General features: G+C 74.1%; 15 protein-coding genes. 6 read left to right on the top strand and 9 right to left on the bottom strand.

Annotation, left to right across the window (positions count from 1 at the left end):
* Nucleotides 1-54: 54 nt before the first annotated feature.
* Both SCK26_RS03940 and SCK26_RS03935 read left to right on the top strand, forming a co-directional pair.
* Complete coding sequence (locus SCK26_RS03940; RefSeq protein ID WP_318199842.1) at nt 55-2,334, top strand: catalase; 2,280 nt, start codon at nt 55-57, stop codon at nt 2,332-2,334.
* A gap of 118 nt (nt 2,335-2,452) precedes the next feature.
* Nucleotides 2,453-2,701, top strand: a complete 249-nt coding sequence (locus SCK26_RS03935; RefSeq protein ID WP_318199841.1) for a chaplin — start codon at nt 2,453-2,455, stop codon at nt 2,699-2,701.
* A 48-nt stretch (nt 2,702-2,749) separates the two neighbouring features.
* On the opposite strand, the gene SCK26_RS03930 is transcribed toward SCK26_RS03935, so the two are convergent.
* The 6 genes from SCK26_RS03930 to SCK26_RS03905 all read right to left on the bottom strand — a co-directional run bounded on the left by SCK26_RS03930 (nt 2,750) and on the right by SCK26_RS03905 (nt 8,796).
* Nucleotides 2,750-4,414, bottom strand: coding sequence for a SpoIIE family protein phosphatase (locus SCK26_RS03930; protein WP_318199840.1), 1,665 nt, complete (start codon nt 4,412-4,414; stop codon nt 2,750-2,752).
* The gene (locus tag SCK26_RS03925; RefSeq protein WP_318199839.1) at nt 4,411-5,460 is read right to left on the bottom strand and encodes an ATP-binding SpoIIE family protein phosphatase; all 1,050 of its coding nucleotides are present in this window, start codon (nt 5,458-5,460) and stop codon (nt 4,411-4,413) included. Before SCK26_RS03925 ends, SCK26_RS03930 begins: the two co-directional genes overlap by 4 nt.
* The gene (locus tag SCK26_RS03920; protein WP_318199838.1) at nt 5,457-5,903 is read right to left on the bottom strand and encodes an anti-sigma regulatory factor; all 447 of its coding nucleotides are present in this window, start codon (nt 5,901-5,903) and stop codon (nt 5,457-5,459) included. The genes SCK26_RS03925 and SCK26_RS03920 overlap by 4 nt, the downstream gene beginning before the upstream one ends.
* A complete protein-coding gene (locus SCK26_RS03915; protein WP_318199837.1) occupies nt 5,903-6,283 on the bottom strand; it encodes an STAS domain-containing protein in 381 nt (126 codons plus the stop codon). The genes SCK26_RS03920 and SCK26_RS03915 overlap by 1 nt, the downstream gene beginning before the upstream one ends.
* Nucleotides 6,280-7,173 (bottom strand): STAS domain-containing protein, encoded by an 894-nt coding sequence (locus SCK26_RS03910; RefSeq protein ID WP_318199836.1) that lies wholly within the window; start codon nt 7,171-7,173, stop codon nt 6,280-6,282. The genes SCK26_RS03915 and SCK26_RS03910 overlap by 4 nt, the downstream gene beginning before the upstream one ends.
* A 447-nt stretch (nt 7,174-7,620) precedes the next feature.
* Entirely contained in the window at nt 7,621-8,796 is a 1,176-nt protein-coding gene (locus SCK26_RS03905) for an acyltransferase (protein WP_318199835.1), read from the bottom strand.
* A gap of 411 nt (nt 8,797-9,207) precedes the next feature.
* Here SCK26_RS03905 and SCK26_RS03900 point away from each other — a divergent pair, with 411 nt between their 5' ends.
* Together SCK26_RS03900 and katG are read left to right on the top strand one after the other, a co-directional pair.
* Nucleotides 9,208-9,645, top strand: a complete 438-nt coding sequence (locus SCK26_RS03900) for a Fur family transcriptional regulator (RefSeq protein WP_318199834.1) — start codon at nt 9,208-9,210, stop codon at nt 9,643-9,645.
* Nucleotides 9,646-9,678: 33 nt separating this feature from the next.
* The gene (katG, locus tag SCK26_RS03895; RefSeq protein WP_318199833.1) at nt 9,679-11,901 is read left to right on the top strand and encodes a catalase/peroxidase HPI; all 2,223 of its coding nucleotides are present in this window, start codon (nt 9,679-9,681) and stop codon (nt 11,899-11,901) included.
* A gap of 93 nt (nt 11,902-11,994) precedes the next feature.
* Here the strand turns inward: katG and SCK26_RS03890 are convergent, their stop codons facing one another.
* Nucleotides 11,995-12,561 carry a heme-binding protein gene (locus tag SCK26_RS03890; RefSeq protein ID WP_318199832.1) on the bottom strand — a complete coding sequence of 189 codons (567 nt, stop codon included), beginning with the start codon at nt 12,559-12,561 and terminating at the stop codon, nt 11,995-11,997.
* 192 nt (nt 12,562-12,753) lie between these two features.
* On the opposite strand from SCK26_RS03890, the gene SCK26_RS03885 reads away from it, so the two are divergent.
* Nucleotides 12,754-13,953 (top strand): sensor histidine kinase, encoded by a 1,200-nt coding sequence (locus tag SCK26_RS03885; protein WP_412080702.1) that lies wholly within the window; start codon nt 12,754-12,756, stop codon nt 13,951-13,953.
* A complete protein-coding gene (locus tag SCK26_RS03880) occupies nt 13,950-14,603 on the top strand; it encodes a response regulator transcription factor (RefSeq protein WP_318199831.1) in 654 nt (217 codons plus the stop codon). Before SCK26_RS03885 ends, SCK26_RS03880 begins: the two co-directional genes overlap by 4 nt.
* A 24-nt stretch (nt 14,604-14,627) precedes the next feature.
* Here the strand turns inward: SCK26_RS03880 and SCK26_RS03875 are convergent, their stop codons facing one another.
* Nucleotides 14,628-15,560, bottom strand: coding sequence for a serine hydrolase (locus SCK26_RS03875; RefSeq protein WP_318199830.1), 933 nt, complete (start codon nt 15,558-15,560; stop codon nt 14,628-14,630).
* On the bottom strand, nt 15,557-16,522 hold the full coding sequence (locus SCK26_RS03870; protein WP_318199829.1) for a LysR family transcriptional regulator: 966 nt from the start codon (nt 16,520-16,522) through the stop codon (nt 15,557-15,559). Before SCK26_RS03870 ends, SCK26_RS03875 begins: the two co-directional genes overlap by 4 nt.
* Between the last annotated feature and the right edge of the window lie 107 nt (nt 16,523-16,629).

Raw genomic sequence — 16,629 nt, 5'->3', positions numbered from 1 at the left:
CCCCGCTCGTCCGTGCCGGGCCCGCCCCCGTGACCAGCGAAGGAATTGCCACAGATGAGCGAGACGAACCCCCTGAAGCGAGCCGCCGACAAGGTGGCGGACGCCCTCCAGGGCGGAGCCAAGGGCCCCGAGGACGGCATTCCGGGCAAGCCGGGACCGCAGTCCCCGCCGGTCGCCGAGCCGACCAGCCCCCACGAGCCGTTCCCGCCCAAGCCCGACCAGACCGGCCCCGACACCGTCTCCCCGACCGGCCAGCCGACCGGCGCCGACCAGGCACGGATGGCACAGAGCGGCAGCTATCTGACCACCGCCCAGGGCACCCGGCTGCACGACACCGACCACTCCCTCAAGGCCGGGCCGCGCGGCCCGGTGCTGCTGCAGGACCACCACCTGCGGGAGAAGGTCATGCACTTCGACCACGAGCGCATCCCCGAGCGCGTGGTCCACGCCCGCGGCGCCGGGGCGCACGGGGTGTTCCGCAGCTACGGCACCGCGGCGAACGTGACGAAGGCGGCGTTCCTCGCCGAGGACATCGAGACACCGGTGTTCGTCCGCTTCTCCACCGTGCTCGGCTCCCGGGGCTCCTCCGACACCGTCCGCGACACCCGGGGCTTCGCGACCAAGTTCTACACCAGCGAGGGCGTCTTCGACCTCGTCGGCAACAACATGCCGGTCTTCTTCATCCAGGACGCCATCAAGTTCCCGGACGTCATCCACGCCGGCAAGCCGCACCCCGACCGGGAGATCCCGCAGGCGCAGAGCGCCCACGACACCTTCTGGGACTTCGTCACCCTGCACACCGAGGCCGCCCACCACACCCTGTGGAACATGTCCGACCGGGGCATCCCGCGCTCGTACCGCACGATGGAGGGCTTCGGCGTCCACACCTTCCGCCTGGTCAACGCCGCCGGCGAGACCACGCTGGTGAAGTTCCACTGGAAGCCGAAGCTGGGCGTGCACTCCCTGGTGTGGGAGGAGGCCCAGATCATCAACGGCGTCGACCCCGACTTCCACCGCCGGGACCTCGCCGACGCCATCGAGGCGGGCGCCTATCCGCAGTGGGAGTTCGGCATCCAGACCTTCCCCGACACCCCCGATCAGACCTTCGAGGGCATCGACCTGCTGGACCCGACCAACATCGTCCCCGAGGAACTGGCCCCCGTGCAGCCGATCGGGCTGCTCACCCTCGACCGCAACCCGTCGAACTTCTTCGCCGAGACCGAGCAGGTCGCCTTCCACGTCGGCCACCTCGTCCCCGGCATCGACATCACCGACGACCCGCTCCTCGCGGGCCGGCTCTTCTCCTACCTGGACACCCAGATCACCCGCCTGGCCGGCCCGAACTTCTCGCAGATCCCGATCAACCGGCCGCACGCGCCCGTCAACGACATGCACCGCGACGGCTTCCACCAGTCGGCCGTCCACCGCGGCGTGGCACCCTACCGGCCCAACTCTCTGGACGGCGGATGCCCGTTCACCGCGGGCGCCGACCTCGGCGCGTACATCGAAACGCCCGTACGCGTCCCCGAGGCGACCAAGGTCCGCGAGGCACCCGAGTCGTTCGGCGACCACTTCAGCCAGCCGCGCCGGTTCTGGCTGAGCATGAGCCCGCCGGAGCGCGAGCACATCATCGGCGCCTACACCTTCGAGCTGGGCAAGTGCTACGAAGTGGCCATCCGGGAACGGGCGTTGCAGGTCCTGGCCAACATCGACCCGGAGCTGTGCGCGGGCGTCGCGGCCGGCCTCGGCCTGCCCGCGCCCGAGCCCACCGTGCCCCTCGCCGACGTCCGGCCCAGCCCGGCCCTCTCCCAGATCGGGCACACCTGGCCCACCGACGGCCGGATCATCGGCATCCTCACCGGTCCCGACGGCGACCTCGACGGCGTACGGGCCGTACGCCAGGCGATCCTCGACGGCGGCATGGTCCCGCTGGTCGTCGCCCCGGTCGGCGGCACCCTCGGCGACGGCGACGGCGCCCTGACCGTCCAGCGGACCTACGCCACCGCGCGCTCCGTGGAGTTCGACGCGGTGCTGGTGGCGGGCACCCCCGGCGTGGGCGCCGACGCCTACGGCGCCCGCGACGCCAAGGCCGGCCAGCCCACCGCCGGTCCCACCACCCCCGACCCCCGGGTGGGGCTGCTGCTGGGCGAGGCGTTCCGGCACGGCAAGGCCATCGGCGCGGCCAAGGGCGGCGAGGCGGCCCTGGAGGCGGCCGGCATCCCGCTGGACGCGCCCGGTGTGATCGCCGGGGACACCGCCACCGGCGTGCTCCAGGAGATCACCCGGCTGCTCGGCGCGCACCGGGTCTGGGAACGCTTCCCGTCCGCCGCCTGACCGGCCGGACGAGGGAATGTCCGGGCAGGGGCTGCCCGAACGGCGCACCAGCGGAGGCGGACGGCGCGCGCCACGGGTGAGATGGAAGCGTCCCGACGTTCAACCAGTGAGGCAGAACATGCGTCTTCGCAGCTTGGCCACCACGACCGTCATCACAGCAGCCCTTGCCCTGGCCGGCACGGCCACCGCCGTCGCCTCCGACGGCGGCGGCCCGACGACCGTCGGCGTCGCCGCGAACAGCCCCGGCGTCCTGTCCGGCAACGTCATCCAGGTGCCGATCAACGTCCAGGCCAATGTGTGCGGCAACAGCATCAACATCATCGGACTGTTGAACCCTGCCTTCGGCAACGCCTGCGCCAACAAGTGACGCCCGCCGTGCGCCGGCCCCCGCGACCGAGGGCCGGCGCACGGCCGTTCACGCACACGTGGTGCGGCACAGCAACAGGCATATGTCGTCGTCGTGTTCGGAGTCGCGCAGCATCGGCTCGAGCAGCCCGTCGGCCGCCGCGTCCAGATCCGCCAGTTCCCGGGCGCGGAGCGTCTGCATGGTCCGGGCGAGCCGGTCGATGCCCGCGTCGATCCCGGCGGACCGCCGCTCCACCAGACCGTCGGTGTACAGCGCGAGGACGGACCCGGCCGACAGCTCGACGGTGTGCTCCTCGTACTCGTACGGCAGCGGAACCCCCAGCATGATCCCGGGCTTCTCCTCCAGCACCCGCACCTCGCCCCGGGGCCCGCGGGCCACGGCCGGCGGATGTCCCGCGGCGGCCCACACCACCTCCGGCCGACCGGGCGTGAACCGGGCGATGGCACAGGTCGCGTACAGCTCGGGCTGCTGGTGGCGCAGCATCCGGTGCAGCAGGGTGAGGATCCGCGCCGGGCCGTTGCCCTCGACGGCGTAGGCGCGCAGCGCGGTACGCAACTGGCCCATGATGACCGCCGCGCGCAGCCCGTGCCCCGTGACGTCGCCTATCACCGCCAGCACACTGCCGTCCGGCTGCGAGAACGCGTCGTACCAGTCGCCGCCGATGTTCAGGCCGTGCGTCGCCGGAAGATAGCGGGCCGCCAGATCCAGGCCCGGGACGGCGGGCAGCTCGGTCAGCTGGGCCCGTTGCAGGGCCTCGGCGACATCGCGGTGCTGCTCGTACTGGCGGGCGTTGTCCAGCGCGATGCCCGCCCGCCGGGCCAGCTCCAGCAGCATCACGGTGGTATCCGGGTCGAAGCGGTCGCCCGGCGCGGCCAGCGTCAGCACCCCCTGCACCGTGCGCGCGCCCAGCGGCAGGCACAGCAACGGCCGGTCGGGGGAGAGGGCCGAGGCCGGCAGGTCGTCCACGCCCGGCAGCTCGCCGGGGTGCGGGCCCGCGTGCTGCGGGCGGCCGGTGCGCGCCGCCGTCACCGCGGCCGCCGCCCGCTCGCCCGGCGGGGTCCGCTCGTCGTCCACCAGCCACACGTCGACGTGCCGGGCGTACTCCGGGACCAGCAGCTCGGGCAGCCGGCGCAGGATGTCCTCGTGCTCCAGGGAGGCGTGCAGCACCGCGCTCGCGTTGGCCAGGAAGGTCAGCAGCCGGCGGGCGTTCTCCGCCTCGGCGCGGGCCGCCCGCTCGGCGTCCAGCAGCTCGCGCTGCGCCAGCGCCGCCGCCTCCAGCTCGGCGTGCAGCGCCAGCACGCCCTGGTTGGTCTGGTGCAGCTCCTCGCGGTGCAGCCGCAGCAGCTCCTCCGTCTCGGCGAGGCTCGTCAGCACGGCGGCGGTGTCCTCGTCGGCGCCGAGCAGCGCCTCGGTGAGCGAGCCGTCGTCCGGGCGGGGCGCGGCGGTCACCCCGGCGGGGCAGTCGAGCGTGTGCCGCCAGGGCTCCGGGCCGCCCAGTGCCACGTCCAGCCGGCCGTCCGCCGCGGCGGTCACGGTCAGTTCCGCGCCGCCCGCGTCCAGGGCGTGCCGCAGCCGGATGCCGAGCGCGCTGAGGAAGCGGGCCCGGTCGAGCGCGGCCACCCCGGCGTCCGCGGCGAGGCGCGCCAGCCGGGCGCGGGCGCGGGCCGCGTCGGCGGCGGAGGCGATGGGCCAGGTGTCGTGGGCGGCGGTCATGGGGTGGAGGTTCCGCGGTCGGGGGCCAGGACGGCCACGCTGGTGTCGTCGCGGGCGGGACGGGCGGGGCTGCCCGCGTCGCGCAGGATCGCCGCGGCCACCACCGACGGGTCGCGGGCGAGCAAGGCGGGGTCCTCCGGCGGGGTCCACCGGCTGGGCAGACCGTCGCTGTGCAGTACGAGCAGGCTGTCCGGGCGCCACGGCAGCCGGCGCACCGGGACGCGTGCCGGGAAGTAGGCACCGACGATGCCCGGATGGGACACCAGGGACGTCCAGGCCTTTTCGCCGCGCACCCGGGCGGCGACGTTGCCGACGCCGGCGAAGCTGAGTTCCGCCCGTTCCGTGTCCACCTGGGCCACCGAGACCGCGGCGCCCCGGGTGGGCCGCAGCGCCGTGTGCAGCCGGCGCAGGATGTCCGCGGGCGGCAGATGCCCGGCGCGGCGCAGCTCCTCCACCGCCGTGGCGGAGGCGTGCGCGGCCTTCGGACCGTGCCCGAGACCGTCCGCGAGCAGCAGCGTCAGCAGCCTCCCGGCGCGCACCCAGGCCCAGGCGTCACCGCACTGTCCGGCCTCACCGAGGGAGACCGTGATCCCGCCCGCGGGCAGTGGTGCCGGGGCGGCACCGCGCTTGCGGGGCTCCGGGTCGATCCGGGCCGCCGCCACCGTGCCCCGGCCGGGCCTGCTGTACAGCTGGAAGGCGTTGGCGCTGCGCCGGCAGCTGCCGAGCCCCGCGCCGAGCGAGCCGTCGGCGGTGGAGTAGCCGTCGCGCTGCGCGGCGTCCACGTCGGGGATGCCCGGCCCGTGGTCGAGCGCGTACAGCTGGACCGACGCTCCCGGGCCGCCGGCCGGCGGATCGACCAGGTTGACCACCATGTGGCCGCCGCCGGCGTGCTTGAGCAGATTGGTCGCCAGCTCGGTGGCGACCAGCTCCGCCGCCGCCGTCCGCGAGGAGGCCAGGCCCGAGTCGTCGCACGCCTCCCGGGCCGCCAGCCGGGCGTCCCGCACCCGGGTGGAGTCGTGCACCGGGATTTCCCACACCCGGCTCATCGCACCCCCGGACGGGACCCGGGCACCTGGGTCACCCAGGCCACGGCCGTGACGGCCGTGCCCCGGCCCGGCTCGGTGTCCACGCTGAACTCGTGCACCAGCCGCTTCGCTCCGCTCAGTCCCAACCCGAGGCCGCCGCCGGAGGTGTACCCGTCGGTCATGGCCAGTTCCAGGTCGCGGATGCCCGGACCGTCGTCGATGAAACACATCCGCAGACCCCGGGCCCGCCCGTTGTCCAGCGGCGTGATCTCCACCCGTCCGCCACCGCCGTGCACCAGCGTGTTGCGGGCCAGCTCGCTCGCCGCCGTGACCAGCTTCGTCTGCTGCACCAGGCCGAAGCCCAGCTCCGCCGCGCACTGCCGCACGTGCTGCCGCACCCAGGCCAGGTCCGCGTCCGAGCCGATGGGCAGGCTCTTCGCGGACACCCGGCCGGACCGCTGCATCAGCTCCCCCTCTGGGAGAGCAGTTCCATGGCACGGTCGACGTCCAGCGCGGTCACCAGCCCGGGAAGCGTGAGCCCCAGCTCGACCAGGGTGATCGCCACGGCGGGCCGCATCCCCGCCAGGACCGTACGGGCCGCCAGCAGCCGGGCCGTGGAGGCGATCTCCGCGAGCACCCGGCCGAGGAAGGAGTCGACGATGTCCACTCCGGAGATGTCGATCACCACTCCGGTGACCCGGTCCGAGGCGATGCGCTCGGTGATGTCCTGTTGCAGCTGTTCGGCCATGCCGTCGTGCAGCTCGCCCTGCAGGGAGACCAGCAGCACGTCGCCGAGGGCGAGCACCGGGACGGAGGAGGGCTGAGCGGGAAAGGGCTGGTTCACCGGGCACTCGCATCCGCGTGCGCCCGGGACACCTCGATCCCCTGCCGGCCGAGCGCATAGGCGAGCGCATCGGCCAGCGAGGACCGGGTGAGGACCGACCCCAGGTCGATGCCGAGCTGCACGATGGTCTGCGCGATGGCCGGGCGGATCCCGGAGACGATGCACTCGGCGCCCATCAGCCGGGCCGCGGCCACCGTCTTCATCAGGTGCTGCGCCACCAGCGAGTCCACCGTCGGCACCCCGGTGATGTCCAGGATGGCGTACCGGGCCCGCTGGTCGACGATCGCCTCCAGCAGCGACTCCATCACGACCTGGCTGCGCGCGCTGTCCAGGGTGCCGATCAGCGGCACGGCGACCGTGCCCTCCCACAGCTTGATCACCGGCGTGGCCACTTCGAGCAGCTGCTGCCGCTGCCGCTCGATCAGCTCCGTGTTCGCGTCCAGCGCCGTCTCCATCACCACCAGCCGCAGCGTGCCCAGCAGCAGGGTCAGCGCCAGCACGCACTCCTGGGCCTGCGGGGCGGCGGGGTCGGCGAACTCCTCGCGCAGCAGCTCCATCACGGGCAGCCGCAGCGCGGCCACCTCGTCGGCGATCTGGGACGGGGCGTAACCGGAACGGGCCCGGTTCTGCGTCATCCGCCCCAACTGGTCGCGCACCGGTGTGAAGCCGGGCGCCCCGATGTCCTCCAGCCGTCCGCCGGCGGCCACCTCGGACAGCGCGTCCACCACCGCCGTGCACGCCTCGACCGCCTCGTCACGGGAGACGGTGAAGACCGAGCGGAACAGAGGCGTGTCGGCCCAGCGCTGGGCGATCTGCTCTTTGCGCTGTTCCAGGAAGGAACTCACCATCCGGGCTGCCGATACGGCCGGGTCCTGCTCGGGCACTGTCATCCTCTCCTCTCGCACGCAAAGGTGCGCCGGTCGGCCGGCTCCGGCGAGCCGATCATTGCCGACCGTCCACCGTAGCGACCGGTGTCCGGCCGGGCCAAACCGCTCCCGGCACCGCCGCCGGACCACCGCTGCCCAGGTCGTGGACGAGGGGCCCGGCGGGACGGGTGGGCGGCCGGGGCGGTGCCCCGGTCCGTGGTCCGCGTACGTCGGCTCGGCTCCTTCGGTGCGTTCGGCTGCGGCCGGTCCGTCGGTGCGCGCCGCCGGACCGGTGTCGGTCAGGCGCTTACCCCGAAACCCGCGGACCTCTCCTCGAAGTCGCCTACGTCACCCGCGCGTGCGACCGGGCCCTGCGGCGGAAGGCGCGGGCGGCACGGGGTGCGGCGGCCGGAGGAGGACGGAGGAATGGCCGAAAAAAGCCTCCGGTTCCGGCTGGAAACGGTGGGTCCGTCAGTCGCGCGCCGGTGCCGGGGCCTCCCGGCGGGCCGGTACCGGGTCCCGCCGCGGGCCGGGCCGGCGGCGGCGCAGCAGCAGGCGCCGGGCCGGGCGCTCCACCGCCTCGTACAGCACCCAGGACAGGCCGAGCGAGACCGCGAACGCGGCCGCGCCGGCCGTCAGCCCCGCCAGGACGCCGAACCGCGGCTTCGTGCCCAGCAGCGTCGTCGCGGCGCGCAGTACCAGCAGGTGGACCATGTAGAAGGCGAACGACAGCTCGCCGAGCCGCACCATCCGCGCGCCGCGCCACAGCGACGGCAGCCCGCGCAGGTCCGCTACGGCCGCCGCCGGGATGAGCAGCGCGAACCCGGCGAGGGTGCACGCGGTGGCCGAGTAGCCGGCAGTGACCTGCGGGACCAGGAAGTAGCCGATGACGGCCAGCGCGAGCGACGCCTCCAGCCCCGGTCCGCGCCAGCGGCCCAGCAGCACCAGCCGCGCGGTGACCGCGCCGAGCACGAACTCGGGCAGCCGCGCGGCGGGGAACGAGTAGACCGGGTGCGTCCACCAGTGGTGGGCGTCCGTCCAGGCCAGCAGCAGGACCACGGCCACCGACAGCCCGCCGAGCGCGGTCGCGCCGCGCGCCCCGAGCCGGCGCAGCAGCAGGATCAGGGCCGGGAAGGCGGCGTAGAAGAACGCCTCGCAGGCCAGGGACCAGCTCACCGGGTTCAGCGTCTGCCACCACGGCTGCCACCACGAGTGCAGCAGCAGCGCGTTCGCCAGGGCCTGCTCCGGCGTCGGCAGCGCCCGGTGCGTCAGCGCGCACGCCATGACCAGCGCGACGACGAGAGTGACCAGGTGCACCGGGTACACCCGCGCGATACGCCGCCGCCAGAAGGCGAGCGCGCGGTCGCGGGGCCGCGCCGACCAGGTCAGCACGAATCCCGACAGGACGAAGAAGAACGACACTCCGGTGGCCCCGGCGCCGAAGCCCCAGGACATCAGGCGGCCGCCCGTGCCGCCGAACCAGCCGAAGTTGTGCACGTGCAGCCCGAACACCAGCAGCGCCGCCATCCAGCGCAGCCCGGTGAGGGACGGCAGGGAGGACGGGACGGCCGGTGCGGGGGGCCCGGCGGCCGTCGCGCCGGTCCGGGCGGGCGGCATCCGGAGCGCCCGGGGCGTCGCCGTGGTCATCGCATCACCTGCCGCAGGAGAATCGCGTGGGGCATGAAGGGGTACGTTGCCCGTCCGGCCCCGGTCCCTCACGCCGCTCGCCGAACTTCACACCGCTGCCGAACGACGCGGCACGGCCGATCCCACGGACGGCGCACCGGGCGCGCCCGCCCGGGTGACGACACCGGCTGTGGTCCGCACGCCGGCCGGGCCCGGGCCGCCGCGGCGGGTGAGGGCACCAGGCGGCGCAGAGGACCACCGGCGTCCCTCTCGACGGCCGGGTCCGGGAGCCGATGGTGCGGGCCCGCGCGCGACCCGTGCGAAACCGGTGTGAACAGGGCCTCGCGGACGGCCGTTCGTCGCCCGGACGAGGCCAGAATTGCATCCTTCGTTTTCTTGAACCTCTCGTGTTTATGACGGTAGGTTCAGCGCATGTCCGCCTCCCCGAGACCGACCACCGCCGAGGAACTCCGCGGTGCCGGCCTGCGCGTGACGGCAGCTCGCGTCGCGCTGCTGGAGACCGTCCGGGACGGTGACCACCTCGGCGTCGAGGCGATCGCCTCCGGTGTCCGCGATCGTGTAGGCCACATCTCCCTGCAAGCCGTCTACGAGGCCCTGCACGCGCTGACCGCGGCGGACCTGGTGCGCCGTATCGAGCCGGCCGGCCACCCGGCCCGGTACGAGGGACGCGTGGGGGACAACCACCACCACATCGTGTGCCGGTCCTGCGGAGCCGTCGCCGACGTCGACTGTGCCGTCGGCGACGCGCCCTGCCTGACCGCCTTGGACGACCGGGGCTTCGCCATCGACGAGGCCGAGGTCGTGTACTGGGGCCTGTGCCCCGACTGTTCCACCGGCCGCAGTTCCTGAGCACCGAGTTCCGCACAGTTCGGAAGGATTGCCATGACCGAGAACCACGACGCGATCGTCACAGACGCGAAGTCGGAGGAGAGCGGCGGCTGCCCCGTCGCGCACGACCGGGCCCTGCACCCGACCCAGGGCGGCGGAAACCGCCAGTGGTGGCCGGAGCGGCTCAATGTGAAGATCCTCGCCAAGAACCCCGCCGTGGCCAACCCGCTCGACGAGGACTTCGACTACGCGGAGGCCTTCAAGGCCCTGGACCTCGCGGCCGTGAAGCGGGACATCGCCGAGGTGCTCACCACGTCGCAGGACTGGTGGCCCGCCGACTTCGGCAACTACGGCCCGCTGATGATCCGTATGGCCTGGCACAGCGCGGGCACCTACCGCATCAGCGACGGCCGCGGCGGCGCCGGCGCCGGCCAGCAGCGCTTCGCCCCGCTCAACAGCTGGCCGGACAACGGCAACCTGGACAAGGCCCGCCGGCTGCTGTGGCCGGTCAAGAAGAAATACGGCCAGAGCATCTCCTGGGCCGACCTGCTGATCCTCACCGGCAACGTCGCGCTGGAGACGATGGGCTTCAAGACCTTCGGCTTCGGCGGCGGCCGCGAGGACGTCTGGGAGCCGGAGGAGGACGTCTACTGGGGTCCCGAGACCACCTGGCTGGACGACAAGCGCTACACCGGCGACCGTGAGCTGGAGAACCCGCTCGGCGCCGTCCAGATGGGCCTGATCTACGTCAACCCCGAGGGCCCGAACGGCAACCCGGACCCGGTCGCCGCGGCCCGCGACATCCGTGAGACGTTCCGCCGCATGGCGATGAACGACGAGGAGACCGTCGCGCTGATCGCCGGCGGCCACACCTTCGGCAAGACCCACGGCGCCGGCCCCGCCGACCACGTCGGCGCCGACCCGGAGGCCGCCGGCCTGGAGGAGGCGGGCCTCGGCTGGCGCAGCACCTACGGCACCGGCAAGGGCGCGGACGCCATCACCTCCGGCCTGGAGGTCACCTGGACCAGCACCCCGACCCAGTGGAGCAACGGGTTCTTCAAGAACCTCTTCGAGTACGACTACGAGCTGGAGCAGAGCCCGGCCGGTGCCCACCAGTGGGTGGCCAAGGACGCCCCGGAGATCGTGCCCGACGCGCACGACCCGGAGAAGAAGCACCGCCCGCGGATGCTCACCACCGACCTGGCGCTGCGCTTCGACCCGGTCTACGAGCCGATCTCCCGCCGGTTCTACGAGAACCCGGAGGAATTCGCGGACGCCTTCGCCCGCGCCTGGTACAAGCTGACCCACCGCGACATGGGCCCCAAGTCCCTGTACCTCGGCCCCGAGGTCCCGCAGGAGACGCTGCTCTGGCAGGACCCGCTGCCGGAGCGCGAGGGCGAGCTGATCGACGACGCCGACATCGCCGCCCTGAAGACCAAGCTGCTCGACTCGGGGCTGTCCGTGTCCCAGCTGGTCACCACCGCGTGGGCGTCCGCGTCCACGTTCCGCGCCAGCGACAAGCGCGGCGGCGCCAACGGCGCCCGCATCCGCCTCGCCCCGCAGCGCGGCTGGGAGGTCAACGAGCCCGACCAGCTGGCCCAGGTGCTGCGCACCCTGGAAGGCATCCAGCGGGACTTCAACGCCTCCTCCGGCGCCAAGAAGGTCTCGCTGGCCGACCTCATCGTCCTCGGCGGTGCCGCCGCCGTGGAGAAGGCCGCCAAGGAGGGCGGCTTCGCGATCGAGGTGCCCTTCACCCCGGGCCGCGTGGACGCCGGCGAGGAGCACACCGACGCCGAGTCCTTCGAGGCGCTGGAGCCGGCCGCGGACGGCTTCCGCAACTACCTCGGCAAGGGCAACCGCCTGCCCGCCGAGTACCTGCTGCTCGACCGCGCCAACCTGCTGAGCCTGAGCGCGCCCGAGACGACCGCGCTCGTCGGCGGTCTGCGCGTCCTCGGCGCCACCTACCAGCAGTCGCAGCTCGGCGTCCTCACCAAGACGCCCGGCGTCCTCACCAACGACTTCTTCGTCAACCTGCTCGACATGGGCATCCAGTGGAAGGCGACGTCCGAGGACCAGACCACCTTCGAGGGCCGGGACGCGAGCACCGGCGAGGTGAAGTGGGCCGGCAGCCGCGCCGACCTCGTCTTCGGCTCCAACTCCGAGCTGCGCGCCCTCGCCGAGGTGTACGCCAGTGACGACGCGAAGGAGAAGTTCGTGAAGGACTTCGTCGCCGCGTGGAACAAGGTCATGAACGCGGACCGGTTCGACCTCGTCTGACCGATCCGCCCGCTCCGGCCGGCTGAACAGCGCGTCCGGGTCCGCCCTTCGGGGCGGGCCCGGACGTCTCGTTTCGCCGCTCGGTGTCCGGTGTCAGCGGCCGAGGGCCGCCGCGCCCGCCTGCGCGTACCGCTCGTCCAGGTCGCCCGACGGCGCGCCCGCCACGCCGATGCCCGCCACCGGCGCGCCCTGGGCGGTGACCGGGGTGCCGCCCGCGAGGAACAGCGTGCCCGGGATGTCCTTCAGGTTCGGCGCCTGCGCCAGCCGCTCGGCCAGCTTCGAGGTCGGCGCGTTCCAGGAGACCGCGGTGTACGCCTTGCGCTGCGCGGACTCGTACGACTGCGGGCCGGCGCCGTCCCCGCGCAGGGTGACCACGGTGTTGCCGTTGCGGTCGACGACGGCCACGGACACCTGCCGGCCGTCCTTCTCGGCCGCCTCCAGCGCGGCACGCGCCGCCTTGGCCGCCGCGTCCACACTCAGGTGCCTGCTCTGGGTCAGCTCGCCGCCCCGGGCCGCCACGGGCGCGGCTGCGGGCGTGGCGTCGGCGGAGCCGGCCGCGTTGGCGGCCACCGTGCCGACGGCACCGGCCCCGACGACGGCCAGGGCGGCGCCGCCCACCAGGACGCGGGTACGGGAGGACGGCTTCTTGCGACTGGGCATGCTGGGGAACCTTCCGGTCGGGCCTCGGGTGGACGGCGGGATCGCCTTCCGGAACCGATCCTGGTGCCGGACGGGGCCGCGCCGCGTCGGTGGACCGGTTGCCCGCGGGGTCATCCGATCGGATGACCCCGCGGCCTCCGCACCTGGGCACAATGGAGGGTGTTTGCCCAGTTCAGCGCGGATCCGAGGGAGGTGCCGGGAGTGGGCGTACCCGAGCGCGACGACACCCGGGCCCTCACCGTCGTCATGCACACGGCGTTCTTCGTGCTGCTGTCCGCGTCCGTCGTCCGCTACCTGGTCCGGCACGCCGAGGGACCGCATACCCCCTGGGTGATCGTCCTGTCCGCGCTGCTCGCCGTGCTCTACGTCCTCGGCCCGGCCCTCGGCACCCGTCCCACGCCCCGCCGGCTGACCTGGCTCGGCCTGGTCGTGGCGGCCTGGGCGCTGCTCGTCGTGCTGGCCCCGAGCTTCGCCTGGTGCGCGGTCCCGCTCTTCTACACCGGGCTGCGCACGCTCCCGCCGCGCGCCGCGATCTTGTTGGTGGCGCTGCTGACCGCGCTCGCGGTGGCCGCCCAGCTCGGCCTGGCGGGCTGGCCGGACCCGAACGTGCTGCTGGCCCCGCCCGCGGTGGCCGCCGTCGCCACCACCGTGTTCGTCGTCATGCAGCGCCAGGCGGCCCGCCAGGACGTCCTGATCGACGACCTGGTCCGCACCCGGCGCGAGCTGGCCGCCACCGAGCGCCGCGAGGGCACCCTCGCCGAGCGCGAACGGCTCGCCCGGGAGATCCACGACACCCTCGCGCAGGGCCTGTCCAGCCAGCGCATGCTGCTCCAGGCGGCCGACCGGCTGTGGGACACCGCCCCCGGCACGGCCCGCGACCACGTCCGCACGGCGGCGGACATCGCCGAGCGCAGCCTCGCCGAGGCCCGCCGCTTCGTCCACGACCTGGCCCCGGCCGACCTGGCCGAGGGCGGCGGCCTGCTCCGCGCCCTGCGCGCCGTGGCCGAGCGCGAGACGACACCGGAACTCACCGTCCGCGTCCACACCGAGGGCAGCCCGCCCGAGCCGCTGCCCGCGCCGGTGGAGTCCGCCCTGCTGCGCATCGCGCAGGGCGCCCTCGCCAACGTCCGCGAACACGCGGCGGCCCGCACCGCCACCCTCACCCTGACCTGCCTGGACGACCAGATCATGCTGGACGTCACCGACGACGGCCGCGGCTTCGACCCGCGCACTCCCGCCGCCTTCGGCTCCGGGCCGGCCGCGGAGGGGCGCGGGCACGGCCTGCCCGCCATCCGCGCCCGCCTGCGCCAGCTCGGCGGCACCCTCACCATCGAGTCGGCACCGGGCGAGGGCACCGCGCTGTCGGCGGCGATCCCCTTGGAGCCGAGATGACCCACACCCCCGCGCAGGCCACCCGGACACCGGTGCGCATCCTCGTCTGCGACGACCACGCCGTCGTACGCGCCGGACTGCTGGCACTGCTGCACAGCGCTCCGGACATCGAGGTCGTCGGCGAGGCGGGCAGCGGCGAGGAGGCGCTCGCGCTCGCCCGCAGGACCGCCCCGGACGTCGTGCTGATGGACCTGCAACTGGGCGAGGGCATCGACGGCGTCGAGACCACCCGCCGGCTGCGCGCCGAGCCGCCCGCCCCGCACGTCCTGGTCCTCACCACCTACGACACCGACGCCGACGTCACGCGCGCCGTCGAGGCGGGTGCCACCGGCTATCTGCTGAAGGCCGAGCGCGCCGAGGACCTGTTCACGGCGATCCACGCCGCCGCCCAGGGCCGCCCGGCGCTCTCGCCCCCGGTCGCCGACCGCGTGATGTCCCGGCTGCGCAACCCGCGCCCCACCCTCACCCCCCGGGAACGCGACATCCTCGCCCACCTCTCCCGCGGCCTGTCCAACCACGCCATCGCCCGCGCCCTCTACATCAGCGAGGCCACCGTCAAGACGCATCTGCGCCGCATCTACGACAAACTCGGCGTGGACACCCGGGCGGGCGCGGTGGCGGTGGCGAAGGAACAGCGCCTGCTGCCCTGAGCCACCGGACGGCGCTGGCACCAACTAGCCCCGCAGCGCCTCGAACGCCTCCCGCGCCGCCGCACCGATGGCCAGGTCGATGTCCGGCGCCAGCCCCGCGCGGCGGTTGCCGCGGGTGAGCGCCGCCATCGCCACCCGCTCCCCGGAGTCCGCCTCGACGACCCCTATCTCGTGCCGCAGATGCAGGAACGTACCGGTCTTGCCGCTCCACCGCAGCGTGTCCGCGCGCAGGTCGCTCGCCAGCCGGTGGGTGAAGACCTGGTGACCCATCAGCCGGCGCAGCTCGGCCGTCGCCCGGGGAGAGGCGATCTCGTCGCGCCACACCCGCTGGAGCAGGCCGACCAGGGCCGCGGCCGTGCCCGCGTTGGCGTGCGCCGGGTCCAGGGTCTCAATGGTGTGCCGGCCCGTCCCCTCGTCCCGGACGGCCAGCTCCAGCGCGAGGGAGAAGTCGTTGCCGGCGGCACCGGCCGCGCACTCGTACAGATGGTTCATCCGGTGCCGCAGCCGGATTCCGTCGCATCCCCAGGCACGCAGCCGCGCGTCCGCCTCCGCCGCCGGCACCAGGTTGAACAGCGCGTCCGCGGCGGCGTTGTCGCTCACCGAGAGCATCAGCAGGAGGAGGTCGCCGACGGCCACGGTGGCCGGATGCCGGAAGGCGGCGAGCCCGGTGGGGCCGACACTGCTGGTGCCGGGGTCCACCGTCACCGGGCGCGCCGGGTCCAGCTCCCCGACGGCGATCCGGTCCAGTACGACCAGGGCGAGCGGGACCTTCGCCACCGACGCGAGCGGCACCGGTTCGTCCGTGTCGAAGCCGAGCTGCTCGCCGGTGTCGAGGTCGCGGGCGAGGAAGGAGCCGCGCACGCCCAGGGCCGCCCAGTCCGCCGCGATCGCCTCGGCGACGTCCAGCAGGGCGCCGTCGCCGCCGGTGTACACCGGGTGGTGGGCCGCCGCGCTCATCCGCGGGCCGCCAGCCGCGCGGGACCGTCCAGGTGTCCGGTCCCCGGCTCCGGTCCGCCCCGGTCGGGTACGGCGCCCACCGCCGAGCCGAGCAGCGCGGCCAGCCAGTGCGGTACGTCCGCGGAGCCGTCGCGGCCCGGGGCGGCGCACACGTCGTAGCCCCGGTGCAGCGCGCGGTCGGCGAGCGGTGTCCAGTGGGCGCCGTGCTGCCGGGCGAACGGTTCGGTACACAGCAGCAGCGCGTGCCCGGCCAGGGTCTCGGCGAGCGCGGTGGCCGCGGCTCCGGCCGGCCGGAGCCGTGCCTCGGGCAGCCCGGCGCGCGCGGCGGCGCGCGTCAACCGGTCTTGAAAGTAAGGCACTTGATCCTCCGTCAGCAGCAACAGCGGCGGGACGGCGGCAGGCCCGGCAGCACGGCCGCGGCGGGGCCGCAGCTCCTCCAGGTGGAGCGTGCGCCGCGCCACCGCGCCGTCCGGCACCGGCGCGGACGCCAGGCCCAGCGGCACGCGGAACGCGGCCTGTTCCGGAGCGGTGCGCACCAGCGCGTACCCGAGCGATCCGTCGGTCAGGCCCGACGCCCGTTCCGGCGGCGGGAGTTCGCGCATGCCGAGGGTGATCCCCTGCTCGCTTCCGGCGCGGAGGGCGCGGGCCAGTGCGGCCGGGGCGCAGTCCGCGGGGACGCCGACGGCGCATACCCGCGAGTGCCGGGCCGCGCGGGCGACCTGCCGCAGCCGCTGGGCCCGGTCCAGCACGTCCCGGGCGTAGGGGAGCAGCAGCACTCCCAGTTCGGTGGTTCCGGTCTGCCGCCGGGACCGGTCGAACAGCGGGCCGCCGAAGTGCTCCTCCAGCGTCTTGACGCGACGGCTGAGCAACGGCTGGGCGATGCCGAGCCGGTCGGCCGCCCGGGAGAAGCTCGCCTCCTCGGCCGTCGCCACATACGCCTCCAGGTGTGCCAGAAGATCCACTCCGCACTCATATCAAAAAGGCATGCAGGCTTCAAAGTTTCCTCTTGGACATGAGCGCCGTTCTGCTGTTTCGCTGTCCCCGCCGAAGACCGGCACCGACGACGTAC

The sequence above is a fragment of the Streptomyces sp. SCL15-4 genome (genome assembly GCF_033366695.1).
Lineage (GTDB): Bacteria > Actinomycetota > Actinomycetes > Streptomycetales > Streptomycetaceae > Streptomyces.
Note: the sequence above shows the minus strand (reverse complement) of the source record. Positions and strands in the feature narration are given on the sequence as shown.